The organism is Bacillus stercoris, assembly GCF_029772985.1.
Lineage (GTDB): Bacteria > Bacillota > Bacilli > Bacillales > Bacillaceae > Bacillus > Bacillus stercoris.
In genome coordinates this window covers 936,572-958,561 of the sequence record NZ_CP121861.1, presented here as the reverse complement: position 1 = coordinate 958,561, position 21,990 = coordinate 936,572, and the positions used below count along the sequence as shown (strand labels likewise).

Below are 21,990 nucleotides of genomic sequence, written 5' to 3'. Positions count from 1 at the left end.
TTAACAAGACAAGCACAGATAAGAAAACCCCGAAAAAATGAATTCTCTCCGACAATTTATTTGTTTTTAAGACGCATGACACGCATGGCGTTTGCAACAGCCAGCAGCGTAACGCCGACATCAGAGAAAACCGCTTCCCACATAGTCGCAATTCCAAATGCACCAAGAATGAGGAAGATCGCTTTTACGCCTAAAGCAAAGCCGATGTTTTGCCACACGATACGCCGTGTCCGTTTCGCGATCCGAATCGCTTCCGCAATTTTTGACGGCTGATCTGTCATCAGCACGATGTCTGCGGCTTCTACCGCGGCGTCTGAGCCAAGGCCTCCCATCGCGGCCCCTATATCTGCGCGGGCAAGCACTGGTGTATCATTGATGCCGTCACCGACAAAAATGAGTTTTTCATTAGGTAAAAGCTTGGCTTCCAATGCTTCGACCTGCGCGACTTTATCCTGCGGGAGCAGCTCTGCATATACCTCATCGATGCCAAGCTGTTTTCCGACGGCTTCCCCCGTTTGTTTCGAATCACCCGTCAGCATAGCTGTCTGTTTGATCCCAAGCGACTTCAGATCAGCAACCGCTTGTGCTGCATCTTCCTTTACTTCATCCGCTATGATGATTGCTCCGGCATATCGTTGACCAACGGCAACGTGTACGATTGTTCCGGCTTTTTCATCCGGGACATCCTCAATTTGTTCTCTTTCCATGAGCTTTTTATTCCCGGCAAGGATCTCAGTTCCATTTACCTTTGCAAAAATGCCGTGGCCGGATATTTCCTCATATGATTCTATGGCGTCAGGGGAAAGCATTTTTCCATAAGCTTTACGCACAGATTCGGCAATCGGATGCTGTGAATGAAGCTCAGCGTATGCCGCCGCTTCAAGTAAGCTGTCCTTTGTAAATCCTTCCGAAGGCTTAATTTCTGTCACTTCAAAGCTGCCTTTAGTTAATGTTCCCGTTTTATCAAACACCGCGTATTTGACTTGATTCAAGGCTTCTAAATAATTGCTTCCCTTTACAAGCACTCCAGCCTTCGAGGCCGCTCCGATTCCTCCGAAGAAACCGAGCGGAATAGAGACAACTAGCGCACAAGGACAAGAAATCACTAAAAAGATAAGCGCGCGGTATACCCAATCGGAAAGAGCGGCGCCAGAAACAACAAGCGGCGGAACAAAAGCCAGCAATACCGCGATAATGACAACAGCAGGTGTATAATACTTAGCAAACTTCGTGATAAAGTTTTCTGTCCGGGCTTTGCGGCTGCTCGCATTCTGAACCAGGTCTAATATTTTTGATACTGCTGAGTCATGATAGCCCTTTGTGACTTCAATATGCAGAACGCCGTTTTGATTGATAAAGCCTGACATGACCTCTTGTCCTTCCGCAGCTTTTCTCGGAACGGACTCACCTGTCAACGCAGATGTATCAACCATCGCTGACCCTTGCACGACCTTACCGTCCAGGGGTATGCTTTCTCCCGGATTAACCACAATGATATCTCCTGTCTGAACATCCTCCGGAGAAACCTGTTCGATGCCGTTCTTTGTTTTCACATTGGCGTAATCAGGCCGTATATCCATTAAGGCACTAATTGATTTTCTGGACCGGCTGACTGCGGCTCCTTGAAAAAGCTCACCGATTTGATAAAACAGCATAACGGCGACTCCCTCAGGATATTGCTGAATCAGAAAAGCACCAATTGTGGCAAGGGCCATCAAGAAATGTTCGTCAAACACCTGACCGCGGATGATGTTTTTGACTGCGCGGATGACAATGTCACCGCCAATGATCAAATAAGCAGCGAGAAATAGGCAAAATTCAATGGTGCCTGAATGAACCAAATATGCCGCTGCGCCGAGAATGACAGCCGCCGCCATTCTGATCAGCATATTGACCATTCGATTACGATAGCCGTCATCCGCTGATTTCTTTTTATGCTTTTGGCGAACCGTTACATGCGGATCGATTGATTTCACTTTTTTCTCTATTTTATTTGTGACCCATTGCTCTTCTTTCCCATCGGCCGAGACAGTTAAGGTGCTTGCCGCAAAATTTACCGCGCATCCGTCAATTCCTTTTATGCCTTTGACTCCATTTTCGATTTTTTGGGCACAATTGCTGCAATCCAAACCGTCCAGAACGTATTCCTGTTTCACTAGTCTCACCTTACCTTCCGATTTAGGGTTCCCTCTTCAAAGCGTATCAATGAGCATTGATTTTTTATACATATATGAGCATATACTCATATAATAGTTACACCTATTATATGTTGTTTTCCAAGAAAGTGTCAATGAAAAACAAAAACCGGCATATCGCCGGTTTTTCATTTTACTTTCTGCAGACGAAGAGCGTTCAGAACTACGGAAACGGAACTGAATGCCATTGCTGCTCCCGCTATCCATGGTGCTAAAAATCCTAGCGCTGCGATTGGGATGCCGAGGCTGTTATAGCCAAGCGCCCAGAATAAGTTTTGTTTAATGTTTTTCATTGTCAGTCTGCTCATGCGAATGGCGTCGGCAATGCTGTTTAGATCGCCGCGAATCAGCGTAATGTCAGCTGTTTCCATGGCAACATCCGTGCCTGTTCCAATCGCCATGCCGATATCGGCTGTGGCGAGCGCCGGCGCATCGTTAATTCCGTCGCCTACCATGGCTGTTTGGCGGCCTTCTTTTTGCAGGCGGGCAATTTCTGCCGCCTTTTGTTCAGGAAGGACTTCCGCAATGACACTCGTAATTCCCGCTTCCTTCGCGATGGCTTCTGCGGTTCTGCGATTGTCTCCTGTCATCATGATGACATCAAGCCCCAACTCTTTCAGACGGGCAACAGCCTTCTGCGACGTGTCTTTTATCGTATCTGCAACCGCTACTAGCCCCGCTGCCTCCCCATCAATGGATACAAGCATAGCTGTTTTCCCTTCGGCCTCAAGCTCTTCCATTTGGGCGAGAAGAGCACCATGATCAACCTGTTCGCTCTCCATTAGCTTTCTTGTGCCGACGAGAATGCTTTTTCCTCCGGCTTCAGCCAAAATGCCTGCGCCGACCTTCGCTTCAAAACGGGTTAGCTTCGGTATCTCTAGCCCTTTTTCTTTCACGCCAGCCACAATTGCTTCGCCGAGCGGATGCTCCGATCCCGTTTCCGCTGCCGCTGCAAATTGAAGCAAATCCGTTTCATCAAAACGTCCGAATGGAATGGCATTCGTCAGACGCGGCTTCCCGTTTGTCACGGTTCCGGTTTTATCAAGAACAATGGTATCGAGACGATGTGTTTTTTCTAAATGCTCGCCGCCTTTAAATAAAATGCCGAATTCAGCAGCGCGTCCAGATCCAGCCATTATGCTCGTCGGAGTGGCAAGACCGAGCGCGCAAGGACAAGCAATGACAAGAACCGCAATGAACTTGCTGATCGCTTCAGCAAAATCGCCAGGAGCCGCCCAAAGATACCAAATGAGAAATGTGAGAACGGCAATCCCCAATACAATCGGCACAAAAATGCCTGAAATCTGGTCAGCGAGACGCTGGATCGGCGCTTTTGACCCTTGTGCTTCCTCAACAATTTTGATGATATGAGAAAGGGCAGTGTCCTTTCCGACGTTGACAGCTTTAATTTTCAGGAAGCCGTTTGCGTTAACGGTTGAACCTGTCACACTGTCGCCAGGATTTTTATCAACAGGAAGACTTTCTCCTGTAATCATCGATTCGTCAACCGCCGAGCGGCCTTCAATCACTTCTCCGTCGACAGGAATTCGTTCGCCAGGTTTGACGTAAACAATGTCATTAACGAGCACTTCGGCGATCGGGACGATTTGCTCCTTTCCATCTCTTACGACAGTCGCTGTTTTCGCTTGAAGCTTCATCAGCTTTTTAATCGCATCCGAGGAACGGCCCTTTGCTTTTGTTTCAAACAACTTACCTAATAAAATCAGCGTCAGCAAAATCGCACTTGTTTCATAGTAAAGGCCGTCTGTATGTCCGTGGGAACCAAGGCTTTGAAAAGTAAGATATAGACTATAGGCGTAAGCAGCAGTCGTTCCGAGCGCGACCAATACATCCATATTGGCGCTTTTGTTTCTGAGCGCCTTATACGCACCCGCATAAAACGGCCAGCCGATCAGAAACTGGACTGGTGTCGCCAGCGCAAACTGCATCCACGGATTGAGGAATATGTCCGGCACCCAAATGAATGATGTAAATGTAAAATGGCTCACCATCGCCCAAAGCAATGGGAACGACAGGACTGCTGAAAAGATCAGTCTCGCCGTTTGCTTCCGTTCTTCTTTCTTTTTAGCGGCAGCTGCTTCACTGTCCTGATCATCCTTCAGCTTTAGCTTATATCCAAGCTTATCTACCGCTGCTTTCAGATCGCTGACAGACGCTTCTTTTGGATTGTATTCGACTGTAACTGTTTCTAAAGCGAAGTTTACAGGGGCGTTTGCGACGCCTTCTATTTTGTTAAGCCGCTTTTCAATCCGATTGGCGCAGGCCGCACAGGTCATGCCTTCTATATCGAATTCAGCCTTTTCTGTAACGACGTGATAGCCCAGCTTCTCTATTTTTTCCTGAATTGCTGCAGCCCCTGTTTCAGCAGGATCGTAGATTACATTTGAAGTTTCCATTGCCAGATTGACATTGGCATCTGTGACACCGGGCATCCGCTTCAGGCCTTTTTCAATTCTGGAAGCACATGCCGCACAGGTCATACCAGAGACCTGCATCGCGACTTCCTTTTGTTCACTCAATAAACTCACTCCTTTATATACACCCGGGGGGTATGTAAAAATGAAAGAAATATCGCACCTCCAAAAGGCGCGATATCTTGAATCAATCGGCTACATCATAGCCCTGATCTTCTATCGCATCCGCAATGTCTTTGACTGATACTTTGTCAGCATCAAACGAAACATCGACTTTTCCCGCTTCCAAATTAACATGAACAGCACTGACGCCGTCCAGTTCTCCTACGCTCGTCTCCACTGCTTTGACACAGTGCTGACAGGACATTCCTTCAACTTGCAATGTTTTTTGTTCCATATGAATTCCTCCTGTTTATTCTTTCTGTTTTCATACTACCATACCCCCGTAGGGTATTACAATAAAAAACGCTTTATGATTTTGTGAACTTTTTAAATACATCCAAAAGCTCAGAAATGGCTTGTTCCCCGTCTCCGCTTTTGATAGCATCCGCTACACAGTGATGGGCATGATCCTCAAGCAAATGAAGCGCCACATTTTTCATTGCCGCTTGAACAGCTGAAATCTGCACAAGAATATCTACACAATATCTATCGTTTTCCACCATGTTTTGAATGCCTCTGACTTGACCCTCAATCCGCTTCAGCCGGTTTGTAATCTGATCTTTTTCTTTCGAGCTTTTATGGTTTAATGTTTTATGTTCGTTATGCTTTTCCATGCGTACACCTCTGTTTCATGATATTAATTCCCATTATACTGATTGTCCAAACGGTTGTCTAAGCATGCCGACGCAAAAATTGAATCAGTTAGGTTTTACCATTTCATCAGGAGGGTATATACTTCTGTTGATAACGCTTTTAAAGGGGAGAAAAAAAAGTGGATACGATCAAGGTTGGAATATTAGGATACGGATTGTCCGGTTCTGTTTTTCACGGGCCGCTGCTGGCTGTTCTAAATGAGTATCACATCAGCAAAATCATGACATCACGGACGGAAGAAGTGAAACGGGATTTTCCTGATGCTGAAGTTGTGCATGAGCTTGAGGAAATCACAAATGACCCCTCCATTGAGCTCGTCATTGTCACCACACCGAGCGGCCTTCATTACGAGCATGCTATGGCGTGCATACAAGCGGGAAAACACGTCGTGTTGGAAAAACCGATGACAGCGACGGCCGCAGAAGGGGAGAAATTAAAGAAAGCCGCTGATGAAAAAGGCGTATTGTTAAGCGTATATCATAATCGGCGCTGGGATAACGACTTTTTAACGATTAAAAAGCTGATCTCTGAGGGATCTCTTGAAGATATCAATACATATCAAGTCTCCTATGACCGGTACAGACCTGAAGTTCAAGCGCGGTGGCGGGAAAAAGAAGGCGTTGCCACTGGTACGCTGTATGATCTCGGCTCCCACATTATAGACCAAACCCTGCATTTGTTTGGGATGCCTAAAGCCGTGACTGCAAACGTAATGGCTCAGCGGGAAAATGCCGAAACGGTTGACTATTTTCATTTAATCCTGGATTACGGCAAGCTTCAAGCCATTCTATACGGAGGATCAATTGTTCCTGCAAACGGTCCCCGTTATCAAATCCATGGAAAAAGTTCCAGCTTTATCAAATACGGAATCGACGGGCAGGAAGACGCACTCAGAGCGGGAAGAAAACCAGAGGGTGACAGCTGGGGCGCGGATGATTCGGAGTTTTACGGACAGCTTACAACCGTTCATGGCTCCGATAAAAAAACAGAAACCGTTCCATCAGTAAATGGCTCCTATCTCACTTATTACCAAAAAATAGCGGAAAGCATACGAGAAGGTGCTGCGCTGCCAGTCACTGCTGAGGAAGGTATTGATGTCATCCGCATCATTGAAGCCGCGATGAAAAGCAGTAAAGAGAAACGAACCATTATGCTGGAGCAATAAACAAAAGCCTCCCCAAATAAGGGGAGGCTATTTCATTAGAATGTTTTTCCTGCTTCTTTCGCACGCGCGGCCGCGTCTTCTTTGATTTGCTGTGCTTTATCTGGCTCCGCATTATGTCCCTCTACGAAAATGCCATCGAATGATGGTACGCCGAAGAAGTTCATCATGATGCCGATGTAGCGGTGTCCCATTTCCATCTCAGCCGCGGGACCTTCTGAATAATAGCCGCCGCGCGCTTGGATATGGATTGCTTTTTTATCAGTCAACAAGCCGACAGGACCTTGTTCTGTGTATTTGAATGACTTTCCTGCAACGGCAACAGAATCAAGATACGCTTTCATCACTGGCGGGAATGAGAAGTTCCATAAAGGAGTGACAAATACGTACTTATCAGCTGATGCAAATTGATCGCTAAGCTCTCCCAAACGGCCTACTTTCGCTTTTTCGTTTTCAGAAAGCTCTTCAAAGCCTGTACCTGACTGAAGCTTTCCCCATCCGCTGAATACATCTGCGTCAATGTGCGGGATGTTTTCTTTGTACAAATCGATATGTACAACTTCATCATTTGGATTCGCTTCTTTGTAAGATTCGATAAATGCTTTACCTGTTGCCATACTGTACGAAGTTGCTTCGTCATGCGGATGAGCAGTGATATATAATACTTTTGCCATTTTTACCAGTCCTTTCGTTTTTAAAAATCACACATCAATTATTATCATACAGATGCATAATGATTATTCTGTCTCTCTTAGACTTTATTATAGAGACAAAGAAATTTACTTTCAAGTAAAATATCTCGAATTAAAGATTTATTTCCCTTTCCCAAACAGCTTACTTTTCAAAAGCTGTTCTCAAGCCGGAATACAGCGCGGATAATTCTTTACTGATCCGAGGATAATGAGGGACATGCGGCACTTGAATATCCGCCGGCATTCTTTTCACGTTAAAGGATTGCTCAACCTGTTCAAAAAACGTCCGCAGCTGGTTGATTTCTTCATCAGAAAACGGAGAAGGCAGACGGCGGTGAGCTTGGGCTGAGAGCAAATAATACCCTAAGTGCTGAGCACCGGAAATAGCAGGCCAGAGTGCATCCGCATTCGCATGAGGAAACTCCCCAAGCGCCTTGTCATACGCATCCCGAAGCCTGACGAGGCTCACCCTTAATTTATGTTCGTCAGCTTTCTGCCCGGTTAACAGTTTCTCCATAAACTGCCCTTCCAGCCGGATGACGTTCCTCATCAGTTCAGGCAGACGCTTCGTTGAAAACCGCCGCCACAAAAGCATTGTTCCCAATAGCCCGATCACGCTGCCGACAGCTACGTCCGTCAGCCTCGCTATCATAAAATAACCGGTGTCCGCGCCGCCATGCATACTTTCTGTGATAACAAGCGCATTTGCGGTTAAAAAGGGAACAGCCAGCGCATAATTGCGGACAATCAGCATCTCAAGAAGACATTGCAGCGCTGCAATACAAAACGCAATATAAACACCGCCCGGCTTAAAAAACAAGATTGCGCCTGCCAGCATAACACCGATCACCGTTCCGGCCGAACGCTGAATAGCCCTGTGAAGCGTAAAAACAACAGTAGTGCCAAGCATGACCGCTGCTGCCGAAAGCGGAATCCAATAGGAGCGTGCAAAGCCGAATACGAGGGCAAACATATCGGCGGCAAACAGAACAATTCCGTACTTTAACGCTCTAATCAAAACCGGAGACTTCCAGTCAAAGGCATTTCTCAAAAAGTAAAAAGAGGATGGCAGGCGGCTCGGTTCCCCATCAAGCTGCTTTTCCAAACGTCCTGAAGCGATATGCAAAACCTCGTTGATTTCTTCAAACAGCTTTCGCTTTGGCTCAGATTCATTTTCATTAATCTGAAACGTATTGAAAACCCGTGCATGTGCAAGCATATCTCCGGTTTGACGAAGTGCCTTTTCAATCTGCGCGGTCTCTCCATCCGGCGTTTCAGCTGAAAAATGAATAATGGCAAGGAATATGTCGTCAGCTTTTTCAAGCAGGCGGAAAAACCGTTCATCATGCTGTGATTTTTTCCGTCCGTTCCCTTTCCCCAGAACGGTTTGGCGGGCTGTTCTGAGCATGAGCACCGTCTGATGCTGCGCATGATGAAAACCTGGCGTTCCGACGGCTGAAAGACATGCAGCCAGCTGATCATATGTTTTTTGCAGCACCGCTCCCTCCGGTCCATGCTTGTTCCATAACCAGCCGATTAGCGCGATGCCCATGGCGAAAATGCCTCCGAGAAACGTCAGTCCCGCTCTGAACAACGCTTGTGAAGGATCGGCCGGCATACCGGAACTGACTAAAAAGGCAAGGACAAAAAACATCGGCGCAGGGCCTTGAATGCCGAGCGCGCTAAAAATAAACATCGCCGCTGCACCGACCAGCCCCAAAACAGCCGCCATTATCCAAAGCGTCCCGGACAAAAGCGTTCCTAATCCAAATGAGAGGGCGATCCCAAAGGAAACCAAGAGCAGCTTCAAAGCGCGCTTTTTGTAAGATTCACCGCCCGCATATAAATAAACAAAGCCTCCGATACTTGCAGTTAGTCCGTAATCCGTGTGACCCGCTAATGCGCCGACCAGCACAGGAAACCCTGAAGCGAAACCTGATCCGATAGCCTTTTTCCAAGGAAATGGATTCGCATGAATGCGAAAGGCATCCTTCACGATAGGCATAATTCTTTGATTGTTCTCAGCAGTTTTGTTCATTTGACAAAATCCTTTTCAATGAATGTGTAGAACTCTTCCCTTTTCTTCGCTTTAGTATGCCCAAAAACGCGTTACCTTCTCAATTGGTGCGCCCGATAAAAAAACAGAGACTTAGACCGTCTCTGCTTGCATGACATCAGTTTATTCGCAATATCATAAAAGCGGCACCTGTCAGGACTGCTTTGTCCTTCTGCTTTCCTTTAAGAGCAGGTGGATAAAAAATAAAGGGTAAATCAATAGATACCCATTAAATAGCCACCACACAAGATCAAAATCCCGGCTGAATGTCCAGAATGATATCGCCTGCAGACCTGAACAACAGGTCAGCACAAGAGAAATCAGCGCCATCAGCTTCCACTCAGCTCGATTCACCCGCTGTAAGTACAAGCTGTACAACCCTGTCACAGAGATCAGGATATCCAGCGGAAAAAAAGACCAGTTCCAGGCGATCATAAACGGATGGTCATGATGTTTAAAGGCCCAGTTTTCCGGTATGAGCGAAAACCCGGCTGACAGCCAGTACAAGATAAAGCCGATATCAGTCACGAGGAAAAACAATTTCATATATCTCATTTGTACTGCCCGCTTTTATGTACCGGCTCAGACACCCCAGCCTGCTCGATTAGGTTTAAAGACACAACACCGGCAATAATCAATCCAATTGAAATGACTTTCATGACACTAACATGTTCTTGAAAAAACAAAAAACCAACGACTGTAATCAGGACGATTCCCATCCCTGACCATACAGCATATGCAACAGATACATCTATTGATTTTAGCGTAAGCGTCAGAAAGAAAAGACTCCCTCCATAAAAGAAAATCAACAGCACACTGGGAATAAGTTTTGTAAAACCGGACGATAGCTTCATGCTGACCGTCCCGGCAACCTCAAACAAAATCGCCAAGCATAGAAACACCCAATTCACGTCGCATCAGCCTCCTCATCAGCTGTTATACCGTTAAATAAAACATCTACAATTGATTCAAGAACATCTCCTGTCGTGAACTGATGTTTCAGCGGATATTCAGGGTCATACACTTGGTTGATGCTCCCTAGATACATGTGAACAAACAGGTCCGGATTGATGTTTCTGATTTTCTTTTGCTGTTTGCACTCGTTTAATAATGCTAGGACGATCGCCCATTCTTCCTTAATAAAGGTATCTAATGTAAGCCACGCATCGTAATGGTATTTCTTGAGTTCATTTAATAATCCCATGTTCAGCAGTTCCATCCCCTGCGGAAGGCTGATCAGCATTTTTTTCACCTTTTCAAGCACATTTAAACGTTCATTTTCATAGATGTCTCTTTCCATTTGCTTCATTTCAGCTATAAATTGTTCGACAACCGCCTCAACAAGCTGATCTTTAGATGAATAATATGCATAGAGCGTCCGCTTGCTTGTTCCCAGCGCTGCCGCCAAATCATTCATCGTAAATGAAAATCCTTTCTGTTTAATTAGCCGGATGGTTTCCGCCAGAATTCTTTTATCCATATCAATCCCCCGCTTTCGGTACTACAAAAACTGTTTCAGTACCAAAATTATACGACAGCAATTTATGGAAATCAACAATATATAAAAAAACCTCTCCAATTGGGAGAGGTTTAAAAGACACTGCGGACCAAACCGCCGTCCGCCCGAAGCGCTGCACCATTGATTGCGGAGGAAAGCGGGCTGCTTAAAAATGTCACGAAGTGGGCGATTTCTTCCGGACGGATCAGTCTTTGAATAATAGATGTCGGCCGGTTTTCTTTCATAAAACGCGCCTCAGCTTCTTGAACAGTCAGGTTTTCATCAGGATACAGCGAGTTCAGCATGGTTTCCACACCCTCTGTTAAGGTAGAGCCCGGCATGACGGTGTTGACTGTGACATTCGTGCCGGTTGCCAGCTCCGCCAAACTGCGGGAAATGGACAGCTGCATCGTTTTTGTCGCACTGTAATGAGCCATCTCCTGTGACGGCATAATCGCCGCTTCACTGGCAATGAAAATCACACGTCCTTCTTTTTTCTCGATCATGTTATGCAAATACTTGCGTGTCAGCCTTACACCGCTCATAATATTCACTTCAAAAAAACGAAACCATTCATCATCCGGAATATCAAAATACTCCGCCGGTTCGAAAATCCCTAAATTGTTGATCAAAATATCAACGTGCGGATATGCCTGAAACAGCTCATTGCAGCCTTCTTCTGTTCCCAAATCAAATGCAGCCGGATACAGGACCGCTTCAGCATGTTGTGTTTTCAATTCATCTATCGTCTGATTCACTTTCTCTTCCCGGCGTCCGTTAATAATCACTGCCGCCCCTTCTTCAGCTAACGAAGAGGCAATAGCTTTTCCGATCCCAGATGTCGAGCCGGTAACCAGTGCGGTTTTTCCTTGTAAATTCAGCTTCATTCTTCATCCCTCCGTTTTTGATTCCTCTTATTTATTGACAGAAATCTGATTGGTGAAACATCTGCTCTGCAACCAGTATGAAACAGCTGGGATTGAAATGGAAGTACGCACTTTTTGGTGCCTGTGATTTGGAGAAAAAATAAAGCAGAACCTCTAGAGGTTCTGCTTTATTGTCAGTATGTATGGAGACGGTGGGAGTCTATTACCTTGGTATGGTTATGTTTTAAAAACGCTACAAATCGTTGATATATAAGCCTTTTCGGTATGTTGAAAAATGAGCATTAAAACTATTTTTTTATGTTTTTGTTACCAAAATGTTACCACAAATGTCATGGACCTAGCACACAAACAACATCTATAGGTGATGTCTGATTTATATATAGCTTATATATAGCTTATATATAGTTTATATATATTGTATGTATATTATGTTGACTTTGATTTCAAAAGGATATAAAATTTATATCGTACAGAGTACGAGTTGGATTTGCTAAGGCAAAGTTAATTGCGTACAAGAAAATTGAACCATAAGAAATCGTTTAACCGAGAACATTTTTGTTTTGTTAAACGTACTCTGTCAAGGTCCAAAAGGTCACGATTGACTATTTGTTAATTATTAGAGCGTTTTACAAAAAGAACCGGGTGGGGGCCCGGTTCTTTTTGTTTTATTATTTAAATATCGGGTATAAAAAAGTGAGAGACAGCAATATAATAAAGCGAGGATTATTCTCCCGGTTAGCGGAACTTCAGTTGAACAATCAATACAACAAACAAATTGGGGGCGTTGCTGCATCCGGTATTTACGAATAGCCTCACTTCTTTTTAACTCTTAATTATTGCTGCGAACAGAGTCAATTCAGATGGTGAAAAAACGGCAAGACAGTACCAACTATCCAACCGTAAAGCCAACTCAATGTCTTGAATCCTGCTACGATGCGGTAGGTCCATGTACCGATCGTTTTCACTCTTCCGAATTTTCCCTGTTCTGTTGCCTTGCATTCACAATTTTCTTTCTTCATGACATCACTCCTAAAAGTTAATTATTAGAGTGAAGTCCGCCTAGATTTATTCAACATTTGTATTATATCAGAAAAAACTTCCATAGCTACCTTATTATTTGACAGAAGGTAACTTTTTTCAGAATATCCAACACTTTGGTTTGATTCATTTTGAAAATATTTCTTTGTTTATCAGTATACTCATAATCTAAAACTACTTTCAAAAACGGTAACCGCCCTTGTCAAACTTTCCACCTGAGCGCTTTCTTGGAATAAGGAAATGAAAATTAAATTATATAAAGTCCCTCTCTAATGAGTCGGGACTTTTTTGTTTTACACAACAGGAATAAAGACACAGATCAAATGAATCATTTTCTTTTAATACAAAGACTTTTCAATTATTCTTCTTTTCCTCATGATAAAATTTTGATGTTAAATTCCAAAAGAAGGGACATGAACATGAAAGTATTTGAAGCTAAATCACTGCTTTCAGAAGCAGATAGACGCGCAAAAGAATACAAGGAATTAAGAAGTCAGATGGTCGATCTAAAAAAGGCTTTTAAAGCCGTAGCTGATTTAGATGACAGTGAGTTTTCCGGCAAAGGTGCCGACAACATAAAGGCATTCTATGAGGATCAAGCCGGGATCGCTGACCAGTGGATTGATTTGATCGACACAAAAATCGCATTTCTCACGAGTATTACTGGCATTCTGGAAGATGCAAGCTTATCCGATGCCTACATAGAAGAATCTTTTTTAGAACACGAGCTGGCCAACGCTTATACTAAATCAAAATCCATCATGTCAGAACAGAAAAAAGCAATAAAAGACATTCTAAATGACATCAACGACATACTACCACTAGATTTATTCTCCACAGAAGCTTTTAAAGACGAACTCTCTTCAACCAACAACAAACGTACCAAGACCATCAAAAAAATTCATGAAGTCGATGAAAATTTAACATCTGAATATGCACTCTCAGAAGCAAATGAACAAATGATTCAGGCTGATTACCAAGCACTCATGAACGCTACAGCAAAAGGTAAAAACGCCTCCCCTATCCACTATAATGCAAAAGCTTACAGGGACAGTGACATTCACAAGATGACCGAGGATGTAAAAAATCAAACTACTGACTATATTTCCTTTAAAGATCAGCAGGCCGAACAAAGAAGAATTGCGAAGGAACAGGAAGAGCTCGCAAATAGACCATGGTATGAAAAGACCTGGGATGTTGTTTGTAATTTTACGGGGGAAGTCTCCGGATATTATGATTATAAGAGAGCTGCTGATGGAGTTGATCCTGTTACCGGCGAGAAATTGACAGAGGGCCAACGTGTAGCAGCTGGAGCGATGGCTGCGGCAGGTTATATCCCGATTGTGGGATGGGCTGGAAAATTAGCAAAAGGCGGAAAAGCTGTTTATTCAACCAGTAAAGCACTCTACACAGCAGACAAAGCACTTGATGTCTACAAAACGCCAAAGACATTCCATGCTCTTCAAAACTCCAGTAAAGGACTCTACGGACTTGCCTCAGCGAATGGATTTAGTGAAGCAATAACCGGCCGAGATATGTTTGGGAATAAGATTTCCGAGGAGAGACGTGAGAACAGCTTAAACAGTGCGCTTGCCTCAATTGCTCCAATAGGCATGATTGGTGCAGGTAAAGCATTAAAAATAAATTCTGGCGCAGGTAAACCTTCCAACTTATTCAGAGGAGAAGATTTCCCTTATGCAACAAAAAGACCAAATGGTATCGGCAAATCTCATATTTCACCTGAGACTGGGAACCTTGTTCCCGCAAACAAAAGTGGAATGTATCAAGGCCGTCAAGTAACTGTTACAGAACATATTTTAGGAGGGTATAGGAAAGGTGGAAAATCCAATAGTCCATATACTAGTTTTACAATTAACAAAAAGATAGCAAAAGGTTATGGGGAATATACTATTGAATTAAATATATCAGCTCTACGAAAAGCCATACGTTCTGGAGAACTAAAAGGAGTTGCTATCCTGAATCCAAAACAAATTGAGAGATTAATAAAAAACGACACGAGACAAACAGACAATTGGAAGAAAAAAGCTCTAAAATGGACTAGCAGAGATACAGAGTATTTTGTTAAAGGTGAGATACCAAAAGAATACTTCAAAATGTTTCCTAAGGAGTGAGGAGTATGTTTCTTTATTATCAAAATGAATGCTTAGGTGAAATAAATGGAGCAACAATAGAAGGGCCTTGGGCTTATGGGAAAATCAAACCTAATGAGAATATGGAAAAATTCAAAGAATTTTTTAGAGCAGTAGTGGATGAAGATGATCCCTCTGCAATTGAGAAGTTTGACGATGATTTAATAGACGATGATAATTGGTATATTGTTGACGACGAGCAAAAAAGATTAGGGATTTCTTTACCCGGAATCTACGAAGAAGATAACGAAATAAACTGGAGATGGAGATAAAAAGAAAAGGCCCCTTCATAGAGACGGGGCTCCTTTTTTATTTCAATAATGCTTCAAGTTTAGCTTTCGTTTCAGCTCTGTAATCCCACTCATTATCAATGTCTTTACAAATCATAGAATTAAATCCTCATTTACTTTAAAATGTAAATGTTCGTTTTAAAAAGAGGAGGATCTTATGATTATTCTTGGTATTCTTGCAACATTTGCAGCCTTTGTCTTTATTACAGCGTTGATTTTTATCTTCTTTGAAAAAACTAGGAAGATAGGTATTCAAATAGCTCCACTAAGCCTTGTTTTGGCTTTATGTCTTTTTTTCATTATGGGTACGTTGAATCGAGAATCTCACAAATCCAAAACTGAGGATGTCACTGCTGCCACAGAAAGCACTACAGATGAGCCCTCAATAGAAGAGGAGCCGATGCGTTCTGAAGACAACGAAGACTCTGACATTCAGAGTGTTGAGGATAACCAAAAAGAATTTAATTTTAGCCTTGAGGAATTTGTACAGACTTTTAATGATGCAGTCCAAGATATTGAAAATGATAAAAAAATCGAATCTCCTAGTCTCAATCATATTAATAGAGATAACATTGGAGATTTTAAACATGATGAAAATAAAGACATTTATACAAGAGAACTTAAAACTGAAAGTGATGACTCCGGCGGAGTTTTTACTTTAACAGCTTGGTTTGATAACGATCAAAATTTCAACGGTTTAAATTTAATGACTTCTGGCTCAGATAATATTGAATCTGAAATTGGTCTTTTTAATACATTTGCAGTTTTTCATGCGTTAGGAATTGATATTGGTCATTTAAATGACCTCTTAGAAAGCGATCAAGATATGTTGGATGTAGACGAGGGAGATTACTTTGTGCATCTCGCTAAAATTCCAGATACAGCTGTAGTAGTGAAAATCGAACCGAAATAAATGATGCCCCTCCCTTTGGAAAAAGAGAGGGTTTTTTTGTTACTTCAATAGTGATTCAAGTTTCGCTTTAGTCTTAGAACCATAAATACCGTCTTGAGTAAGCCCGTACATAGACTGGAATCGCTTGACCGCGTTTGCTGTTTTCGGTCCATACACGCCGTCGATACCGTTATTCTTCGCTCCCTTGTCCGGGTAGAAATAAAGAGCCGCCAACGCTTTTTGAATCCGTCTGACGTCATCTCCTTTTCGCATAGGGTTAGTTACTTTAAAGGTTCCAGAAGGCAGCGCATATGACGTTCTTTTGCTGCTTGGTTTAGTGCTTGAAGTGTTTGAGCCTGTGAGCTTTAACTTTTGGCCAACTGTGATTTTATTAGGGTCTTTAATGTTATTCCAGCTCTGAAGATTTGCCACACTCACCCCGTGCTCTTTTGCAATTTCGGAAAGAGTATCGCCTTTTTTGACTGTGTAGGTATCTCCGGCGGTTTTCTTAACCGTTTTTGTCGGCGAAGATGTAGCACCGCTGATCCCTGCTTTAAATGAATCCCAACGGTTCAGCAACTTCCGAGGGCACTCTTTACCTGACCAATGCTTATGAGGCACGACATTTGCAAAAGAAATCCCCTGTTCTTTCATCAATTTCTTGATAAGCCATTGAGCATTTGAAACAGCTTTTTCAAAATCCCCATCGCTATTTTCACAGATTTCAATACCAATTGATTTACGGTTTCCTGTCCCGTTTCCGTCTCCTGCATGCCAGCCATTTTCATTTAAAGGAAGGTGCTGATAAATCTCTTTATCATCCACAGTAAAGTGCCAGCTGGTTGCTGTTTCCGGATTTTTAACATACCGGGCATGACTGGCAGCGTCCGCCCCTTTCGCAGTATTCGAAGTATTATGAACTGTAATAAACTGAGGATTCATAGGGTATGCTGGTCTGTTTTTATTTCCTTTCAGAATGAAGTCTTGAATAATGTTTACCATGTTTCATCGTCTCCTTTTTGTGTATAGAAAAAGCCGCCGGTTTTATCCAGCAGCGTCATTTTGTTAGATTGTTTTGTTTAAGAACTGCTTTTTGTTGGTGCCCTTTTGCTGTCACATAATTGTTTTTAAACCATGCAGCAAGTGTCGTACCGATCATGAAGATCAGAGAGCCAGCAGTGTAAAGAGCATCCGCAAGCTGATTCACCTGATCTTCTGAAATATCCAACGGTGACTTACCAAGCATCAGCATTGTTTGGTTAATAAGTGCAATCAAAAGAAGCACCGTCCGAATGACCGTGCCTTTGTCATAGTTTTTCATAGTGTAATCCCCCTATTGTACTTTGCTTTCAATTTTGTCTAGCTTTTCAATTACGACATCATACTTTTCACTGAACTTCCCTAAGACTTCATTTTGAGAATCAATTTGATCATAGAGCTTAGATTCCCTTTCCTTACTCGTTTTCATGACATAGAATAGGAGCCAGCAAAACAACACAGCAAAGGGCCCCTGAGTAATTAAATACTGTGTAATATCCATCTCCATTAAAAGCCTCACCTCCTTTAGGGCAAAATAAAAACACCTTCACGGGTGTTGGTTAACTTCCTAAATCTATGACAACCGGCTCTGTAGCTGGATAGGTAAGACCGGTGATTTCTTTATATTGATCTTCTGTGATTCTATTTAAGACAACAAAACGGGCAACGTCAGCATTTGTGTAATACTGTCTGCCCCACCCATAGATGGTTTTGATATTTCTAAACCAATCCATCACGTTTCCCCTCCTTCAGCCAGCATTAATAATAAGTCCGCGATCATTTTCGCCTGAGACTCTATCAAGTTCTGGGCTTCAGCCAGCTGCACCATGATTTCAGCGTTTTGAGACTTTAATACATCTAAAGGTGACGGAACTCTTCCATTTTCAACTTGTTTTAAAATCTCGTCTTTTTCTGCTTGAGTTGCTACTTCTGACCATTTTTGCTCTTCCGGATGAAACATAGGTTTAATGTATGATGGAGGCTGAATGGTTGTACAATTTCTAGGAATTACATATTTTCCATCCTCGCCCGGTTCTTCAATTGGTACCGGTTCAACAAAGACAAAGTTCTCATCATATCTGTAAACCTGTATCATGCTGTACCTCCCTCTTGAAACCCGATGACAACATCTATATAGTATCCTCCGCCAAGCTTGCTTGAATCTGTCGGGTCTGGATATTTGATTTTTAAATCTCCATTTTCATATACAATGAGGTTAGCCGTCCCACCTGTCCCGCTAAGTGGAACTGTTACAATTGCCCCACCGATTGGAGCATATGAAGAAGGAATTGAGCCAAATATGATTTCTGGTTCTGTTTTCACATGCCCGCGTAATAACGTTAACGGACCCCACTTTGCATAAATGGGTACCCGTGTTCCGGCTGCCGCCCCATTTTTCAGAGTAATATTTGCATACGAGACAGCCCCGTTCCACTTAGCGCGTTCTATAGCAGAGGTGTGTCTTTCTTGATTGTAATTATGTTGCCTAAACTGACTTATAAGATCATTCCAGCTGCTTTTCTCTTGCGACGTGACGTGAATTTCCGTTTTGTTTTCATGAGAATCAACTTTTCTCTGGGCCCCTACCGGCGTTTCTTTGGCATTCCATTTATCTCGTTCACCTGCTGCTAGGTGTAAATCCAAGTCAGCAGCATGAGCATTCACTTTCCCCTGTGCACCGGAAGGCGTCTCCTTTGCATTCCATGTCTCGCGCTCTTTTGCCGTAATATGCTTTATCTGATCATTTGCATGTTCATCAGTATAGCCCTTCGCTCTTTTTTCTGCTGCATCAGCCTTTTTCTGCGCGCCCTCTTTGGTTTCAATCGCTTCGAGGTCAGCAAATTTTTCACGCAGCTCTTCAATTGTTTGGCTAATCTCGTCCACTGTCTGGTTAATGCCGTCCCGTAACGTCTCAAAATCATCAATGTAATACTCAGCTACTGGGGCGATGTTCTGATCTTCCAAAGTTTTTGATATCGTGAACGTAAAAAAGGAAGTCGCTAGTGCTTGGCCGTTTGTATAGTAGAGCTTTAATTCGGCCTTTACAATTCCGGGGTGTTTCAGTTCCCTATCCGACAAAATGTATTCTGCTTTTCCGTTCACTTTATCTATGAGAGTAAGACTCTTTTTATAAAAGGAGCCGTCCGGATAAAGCAAAACAATTTTTGCATCAACCGCGGACAATGGAAGTGGGACACCATCTTTTGTAAAAGAAAAGGACAGCTTGGCGCTGCCCGTATCTTGGGTCATAAATTGGATGTTTGTTGATCTTCCGTTTGATCCATGTGAGTTAATATCATACGTGACATTTGCATTTTTATAAATCAAGAATGAACCTCCTTAATGTTGCGGCGTGACGATCATCTTGGCTACCCCGTAGCCTTTCTCTTCGTCGTATGGCATTTCAATTTTCATTACAGTGCCGTATCCATCGGACTCAGATTTTGTCGCTATCCCTTCAATGGCCGTTACGCTATCACCTACCCTAACTGTGGAGTCAATACGAACAAACACCTGTCCTATAAGTCCAATGACATGCCATTCATCTCGATCTTCACGAGGGGTATATTCCACAGAAGGATCATAGTCTGGATTTTCTGCTGGGACCATTCTTACCCGTTCCCCGTCGTAAATCTCTCTATAAATAATGCCGCCAAATTCATCCCTCAAATACCGATCTTTCCAATCGAAAGCAGCACCACCGAGAACAAGCCCGGCTGTTTCTGATACAACGCCCAAAATCTTGTCACCCTTATCGGCTTTTCGAATCTTTTCGCCTTCCAACGCTACAAGGTAGGAGGCTTCAATTTTCTGGCCGTCAGTTGATTCAAAGTATTCGGCAAGGTCTTTTAGGTCAGAGACGCTTTCTATTCGACTTGTGGCGCGCACAGTTCCATTTTTTGCATCCAGCTCAATCTTTTTGTTTGCTTCTGAGGGATTACCGTCGCCGTGGCCTAAAGCTAGCGTGTATTCCTTACTGTTCTTTACGTTTTTTGAAAACATAACGCCAGTTGATCCGCTGTCTCCAGTTGTGTGTGAATCCCAAGAGAACATTACGCCGTTCCGTGAACCCTCCGTGGATGCACCGCCAGCTACGCCAGCAATGAAATTACGCTCGCCCTTCGCAATAATCGTTCCCGATCCTGCTATGATTGCACTTGTATCCGTTAAAGGTGAGCCCGATCTGGCAGCAGCCCGGAAGCCGCCTTTTATGTTTGTAGGTACCGAACTATATTTTTGACCTGCTAAAACTGCCGCATTACTATAGCCAACAGCCCGAACTGCTGTTATATCAGCCTGATTGTTTGGTGACGAAATCCCTATACTGCCGCCTCTTGTATGAGCAATACCGTTCATTAAAGTGACATAGTAAACCCCGCCACCGATGGAAATTCCCTCTGGGGCTGAATCATGGTTAGTAAAATTTGAAATACGAACATCATCCGTTCTTTGATCACCGCCATAGATTCGGACATCCGAACCCGCCTTCGCAAATCCAGAAATGTTCAAACCATTAATGTTAATCTTGCGGCTTTTATACTGGAAGGCGATAACTGGTGTCCCTTTATAGTCATAGGTAGGATCACCAAGTGCTGTAAAGCCCAGTACTGTAACACGCTGATAAGCAGAAATCACAAGCGCTTTCGGCTCTAGCCCAGCGTATAAATCATTGAATATCGGCTCCTTAGCCGTACAGTCTACTAAAGTGACATCCCTTGCTGTTTCGCTCCACGGCTCATTTGCATAATGATGGCCGATATGACGAAGATCATACGCTCTTACATCATGGAATGATTGATGACCATAAACATGAACATTAGAAGGTGCCGGCCACTTCGCATGCGCCTTCACTTCAACCCCCCGGACATTCCCCTCCGTATAATTATTGAAAAGCCATACGTCCATAGAGCCATCGTCTACTTCAATACCATTTGAATTTGCTTTTCCAGAGGCATGGGCTGTTCCAGATGGATATAAACATCTATTGTTTGTGATGAAAATATTTTTGCTGTAATGAGTTGTAATCCCGTCGTCTCCATACCCTTCACAAATACATCCATCAATCCAAATTGAGTCACAACCGTTTTTAGTGTAGTCACTATCTGAAATGTCGTAGGTTGGCGCCGAGATATCAATACCATGCAAAGCAGGATTTACAGTTCGGACTCTTTGAATCCATGCGTTTTTCACCTGTGCTAACAATAAGCAGCTGGATTTTACTCCGCCCATGGCTTTCATGGTGCCATTTTGCCGTTCACGATTCCAATCAAGTGTCATATCACGTATTACGATATTTTTGTTACCGCCCTGATGATTAGCGTTCGTAATCACCCATTCATCTGATGGTGTCTCATCATGAAGAATAAGAGTGGTAATATCCATTCCGTCACCCTCAAAGATGATGTTGCTTTTTAGCTTTACACCGCGAACAACATAGACGCCCGGCCCCAGTTTAATTTTCACTTTACCGTTACCCATGGCCTTCACGATTGCATCGGAACTGTCTGTCACTCCGTCTGCAACGGCTCCGTAATCATCCACATGAACGACACGTTTTATTCGCTTATTCAATTTCATGTAATCCCGGTCAAGCCGTTCTTTTAATAAGGGTGCAATATTGCCGTCAGTATCAACACGGGCATCGACGACCTCTTTTACATTTGTTCCGTCAGCATTAAGAATCAAATTGCGCATACGGTTATAAAGGCTTTCAATATAGGTTCGGAGAGAAAAACCTTGATGGGTAATTTGATCACTGGTATGTGCCTGAAAATCAGACTTATGATTCCTCAAATCACCGTCTAGGTTATTAATCTCTTTTTCGATGCTATTCATATCTT

General features: G+C 43.3%; 21 protein-coding genes and 1 pseudogene. 4 read left to right on the top strand and 18 right to left on the bottom strand.

Going from position 1 to position 21,990, the window contains the following annotated elements; genetic code table 11:
- Window positions 1-56: 56 nt before the first annotated feature.
- From QA442_RS04965 to csoR, 4 genes are all read right to left on the bottom strand, one after another.
- Window positions 57-2,165 carry a heavy metal translocating P-type ATPase gene (locus QA442_RS04965; RefSeq protein ID WP_141237721.1) on the bottom strand — a complete coding sequence of 703 codons (2,109 nt, stop codon included), beginning with the start codon at window positions 2,163-2,165 and terminating at the stop codon, window positions 57-59.
- Window positions 2,166-2,323: 158 nt separating this feature from the next.
- Window positions 2,324-4,735 carry a copper-exporting P-type ATPase CopA gene (copA, locus tag QA442_RS04960; RefSeq protein WP_279473776.1) on the bottom strand — a complete coding sequence of 804 codons (2,412 nt, stop codon included), beginning with the start codon at window positions 4,733-4,735 and terminating at the stop codon, window positions 2,324-2,326.
- An 82-nt stretch (window positions 4,736-4,817) separates the two neighbouring features.
- Window positions 4,818-5,027: a copper chaperone CopZ gene (gene copZ / locus QA442_RS04955; protein ID WP_040081817.1), complete on the bottom strand. Its 210-nt coding sequence runs from the start codon at window positions 5,025-5,027 to the stop codon at window positions 4,818-4,820.
- A 73-nt stretch (window positions 5,028-5,100) separates the two neighbouring features.
- On the bottom strand, window positions 5,101-5,406 hold the full coding sequence (csoR, locus tag QA442_RS04950; protein WP_003228404.1) for a copper-sensing transcriptional repressor CsoR: 306 nt from the start codon (window positions 5,404-5,406) through the stop codon (window positions 5,101-5,103).
- A 127-nt stretch (window positions 5,407-5,533) separates the two neighbouring features.
- Between csoR and QA442_RS04945 the strand changes: the two are divergent.
- A pseudogene (locus QA442_RS04945) lies at window positions 5,534-6,611 on the top strand (oxidoreductase).
- Between the two features lie 35 nt (window positions 6,612-6,646).
- Here the strand turns inward: QA442_RS04945 and azoRB are convergent.
- From azoRB to QA442_RS04910, 7 genes are all read right to left on the bottom strand, one after another.
- Entirely contained in the window at window positions 6,647-7,282 is a 636-nt protein-coding gene (azoRB, locus tag QA442_RS04940; protein WP_279473775.1) for an FMN-dependent NADH-azoreductase AzoRB, read from the bottom strand.
- A 160-nt stretch (window positions 7,283-7,442) separates the two neighbouring features.
- Window positions 7,443-9,338: an FUSC family protein gene (locus tag QA442_RS04935; protein ID WP_279473774.1), complete on the bottom strand. Its 1,896-nt coding sequence runs from the start codon at window positions 9,336-9,338 to the stop codon at window positions 7,443-7,445.
- Between the two features lie 171 nt (window positions 9,339-9,509).
- A complete protein-coding gene (locus QA442_RS04930; RefSeq protein ID WP_040081811.1) occupies window positions 9,510-9,911 on the bottom strand; it encodes a YvaD family protein in 402 nt (133 codons plus the stop codon).
- Window positions 9,908-10,267, bottom strand: a complete 360-nt coding sequence (locus QA442_RS04925) for a DMT family transporter (RefSeq protein WP_014665391.1) — start codon at window positions 10,265-10,267, stop codon at window positions 9,908-9,910. The genes QA442_RS04930 and QA442_RS04925 overlap by 4 nt, the downstream gene beginning before the upstream one ends.
- Complete coding sequence (locus QA442_RS04920) at window positions 10,264-10,836, bottom strand: TetR/AcrR family transcriptional regulator (protein ID WP_243571497.1); 573 nt, start codon at window positions 10,834-10,836, stop codon at window positions 10,264-10,266. The genes QA442_RS04925 and QA442_RS04920 overlap by 4 nt, the downstream gene beginning before the upstream one ends.
- Window positions 10,837-10,946: 110 nt before the next feature.
- A complete protein-coding gene (locus QA442_RS04915) occupies window positions 10,947-11,741 on the bottom strand; it encodes an SDR family NAD(P)-dependent oxidoreductase (RefSeq protein ID WP_014665393.1) in 795 nt (264 codons plus the stop codon).
- Between the two features lie 851 nt (window positions 11,742-12,592).
- Entirely contained in the window at window positions 12,593-12,760 is a 168-nt protein-coding gene (locus QA442_RS04910; RefSeq protein WP_187265323.1) for a hypothetical protein, read from the bottom strand.
- 438 nt (window positions 12,761-13,198) lie between these two features.
- On the opposite strand from QA442_RS04910, the gene QA442_RS04905 reads away from it, so the two are divergent.
- The 3 genes from QA442_RS04905 to QA442_RS04895 all read left to right on the top strand — a co-directional run bounded on the left by QA442_RS04905 (window position 13,199) and on the right by QA442_RS04895 (window position 16,132).
- Window positions 13,199-14,911: a ribonuclease YeeF family protein gene (locus tag QA442_RS04905; protein ID WP_147801365.1), complete on the top strand. Its 1,713-nt coding sequence runs from the start codon at window positions 13,199-13,201 to the stop codon at window positions 14,909-14,911.
- 5 nt (window positions 14,912-14,916) lie between these two features.
- Complete coding sequence (locus QA442_RS04900; RefSeq protein WP_103330115.1) at window positions 14,917-15,201, top strand: hypothetical protein; 285 nt, start codon at window positions 14,917-14,919, stop codon at window positions 15,199-15,201.
- A 175-nt stretch (window positions 15,202-15,376) separates the two neighbouring features.
- Window positions 15,377-16,132: a hypothetical protein gene (locus tag QA442_RS04895; RefSeq protein WP_147801364.1), complete on the top strand. Its 756-nt coding sequence runs from the start codon at window positions 15,377-15,379 to the stop codon at window positions 16,130-16,132.
- A 39-nt stretch (window positions 16,133-16,171) separates the two neighbouring features.
- Here the strand turns inward: QA442_RS04895 and QA442_RS04890 are convergent, their stop codons facing one another.
- Genes QA442_RS04890 through QA442_RS04860 form a run of 7 tightly spaced genes read right to left on the bottom strand, consistent with a single transcriptional unit; the run spans window position 16,172 to window position 21,985 of the window.
- The gene (locus tag QA442_RS04890) at window positions 16,172-17,113 is read right to left on the bottom strand and encodes an N-acetylmuramoyl-L-alanine amidase (protein ID WP_147801363.1); all 942 of its coding nucleotides are present in this window, start codon (window positions 17,111-17,113) and stop codon (window positions 16,172-16,174) included.
- A 55-nt stretch (window positions 17,114-17,168) separates the two neighbouring features.
- Window positions 17,169-17,432 carry a phage holin gene (locus QA442_RS04885; protein WP_147801362.1) on the bottom strand — a complete coding sequence of 88 codons (264 nt, stop codon included), beginning with the start codon at window positions 17,430-17,432 and terminating at the stop codon, window positions 17,169-17,171.
- 12 nt (window positions 17,433-17,444) lie between these two features.
- Window positions 17,445-17,657, bottom strand: coding sequence for a BhlA/UviB family holin-like peptide (locus tag QA442_RS04880; protein WP_003220204.1), 213 nt, complete (start codon window positions 17,655-17,657; stop codon window positions 17,445-17,447).
- Between the two features lie 52 nt (window positions 17,658-17,709).
- Window positions 17,710-17,883 carry an XkdX family protein gene (locus QA442_RS04875; protein WP_017696315.1) on the bottom strand — a complete coding sequence of 58 codons (174 nt, stop codon included), beginning with the start codon at window positions 17,881-17,883 and terminating at the stop codon, window positions 17,710-17,712.
- Window positions 17,883-18,245, bottom strand: coding sequence for a hypothetical protein (locus QA442_RS04870; protein WP_147801361.1), 363 nt, complete (start codon window positions 18,243-18,245; stop codon window positions 17,883-17,885). Before QA442_RS04870 ends, QA442_RS04875 begins: the two co-directional genes overlap by 1 nt.
- Window positions 18,242-19,477 carry a phage baseplate upper protein gene (locus QA442_RS04865; protein ID WP_371149643.1) on the bottom strand — a complete coding sequence of 412 codons (1,236 nt, stop codon included), beginning with the start codon at window positions 19,475-19,477 and terminating at the stop codon, window positions 18,242-18,244. The genes QA442_RS04870 and QA442_RS04865 overlap by 4 nt, the downstream gene beginning before the upstream one ends.
- A 12-nt stretch (window positions 19,478-19,489) precedes the next feature.
- Window positions 19,490-21,985, bottom strand: a complete 2,496-nt coding sequence (locus tag QA442_RS04860; protein ID WP_279474480.1) for a peptidase G2 autoproteolytic cleavage domain-containing protein — start codon at window positions 21,983-21,985, stop codon at window positions 19,490-19,492.
- Between the last annotated feature and the right edge of the window lie 5 nt (window positions 21,986-21,990).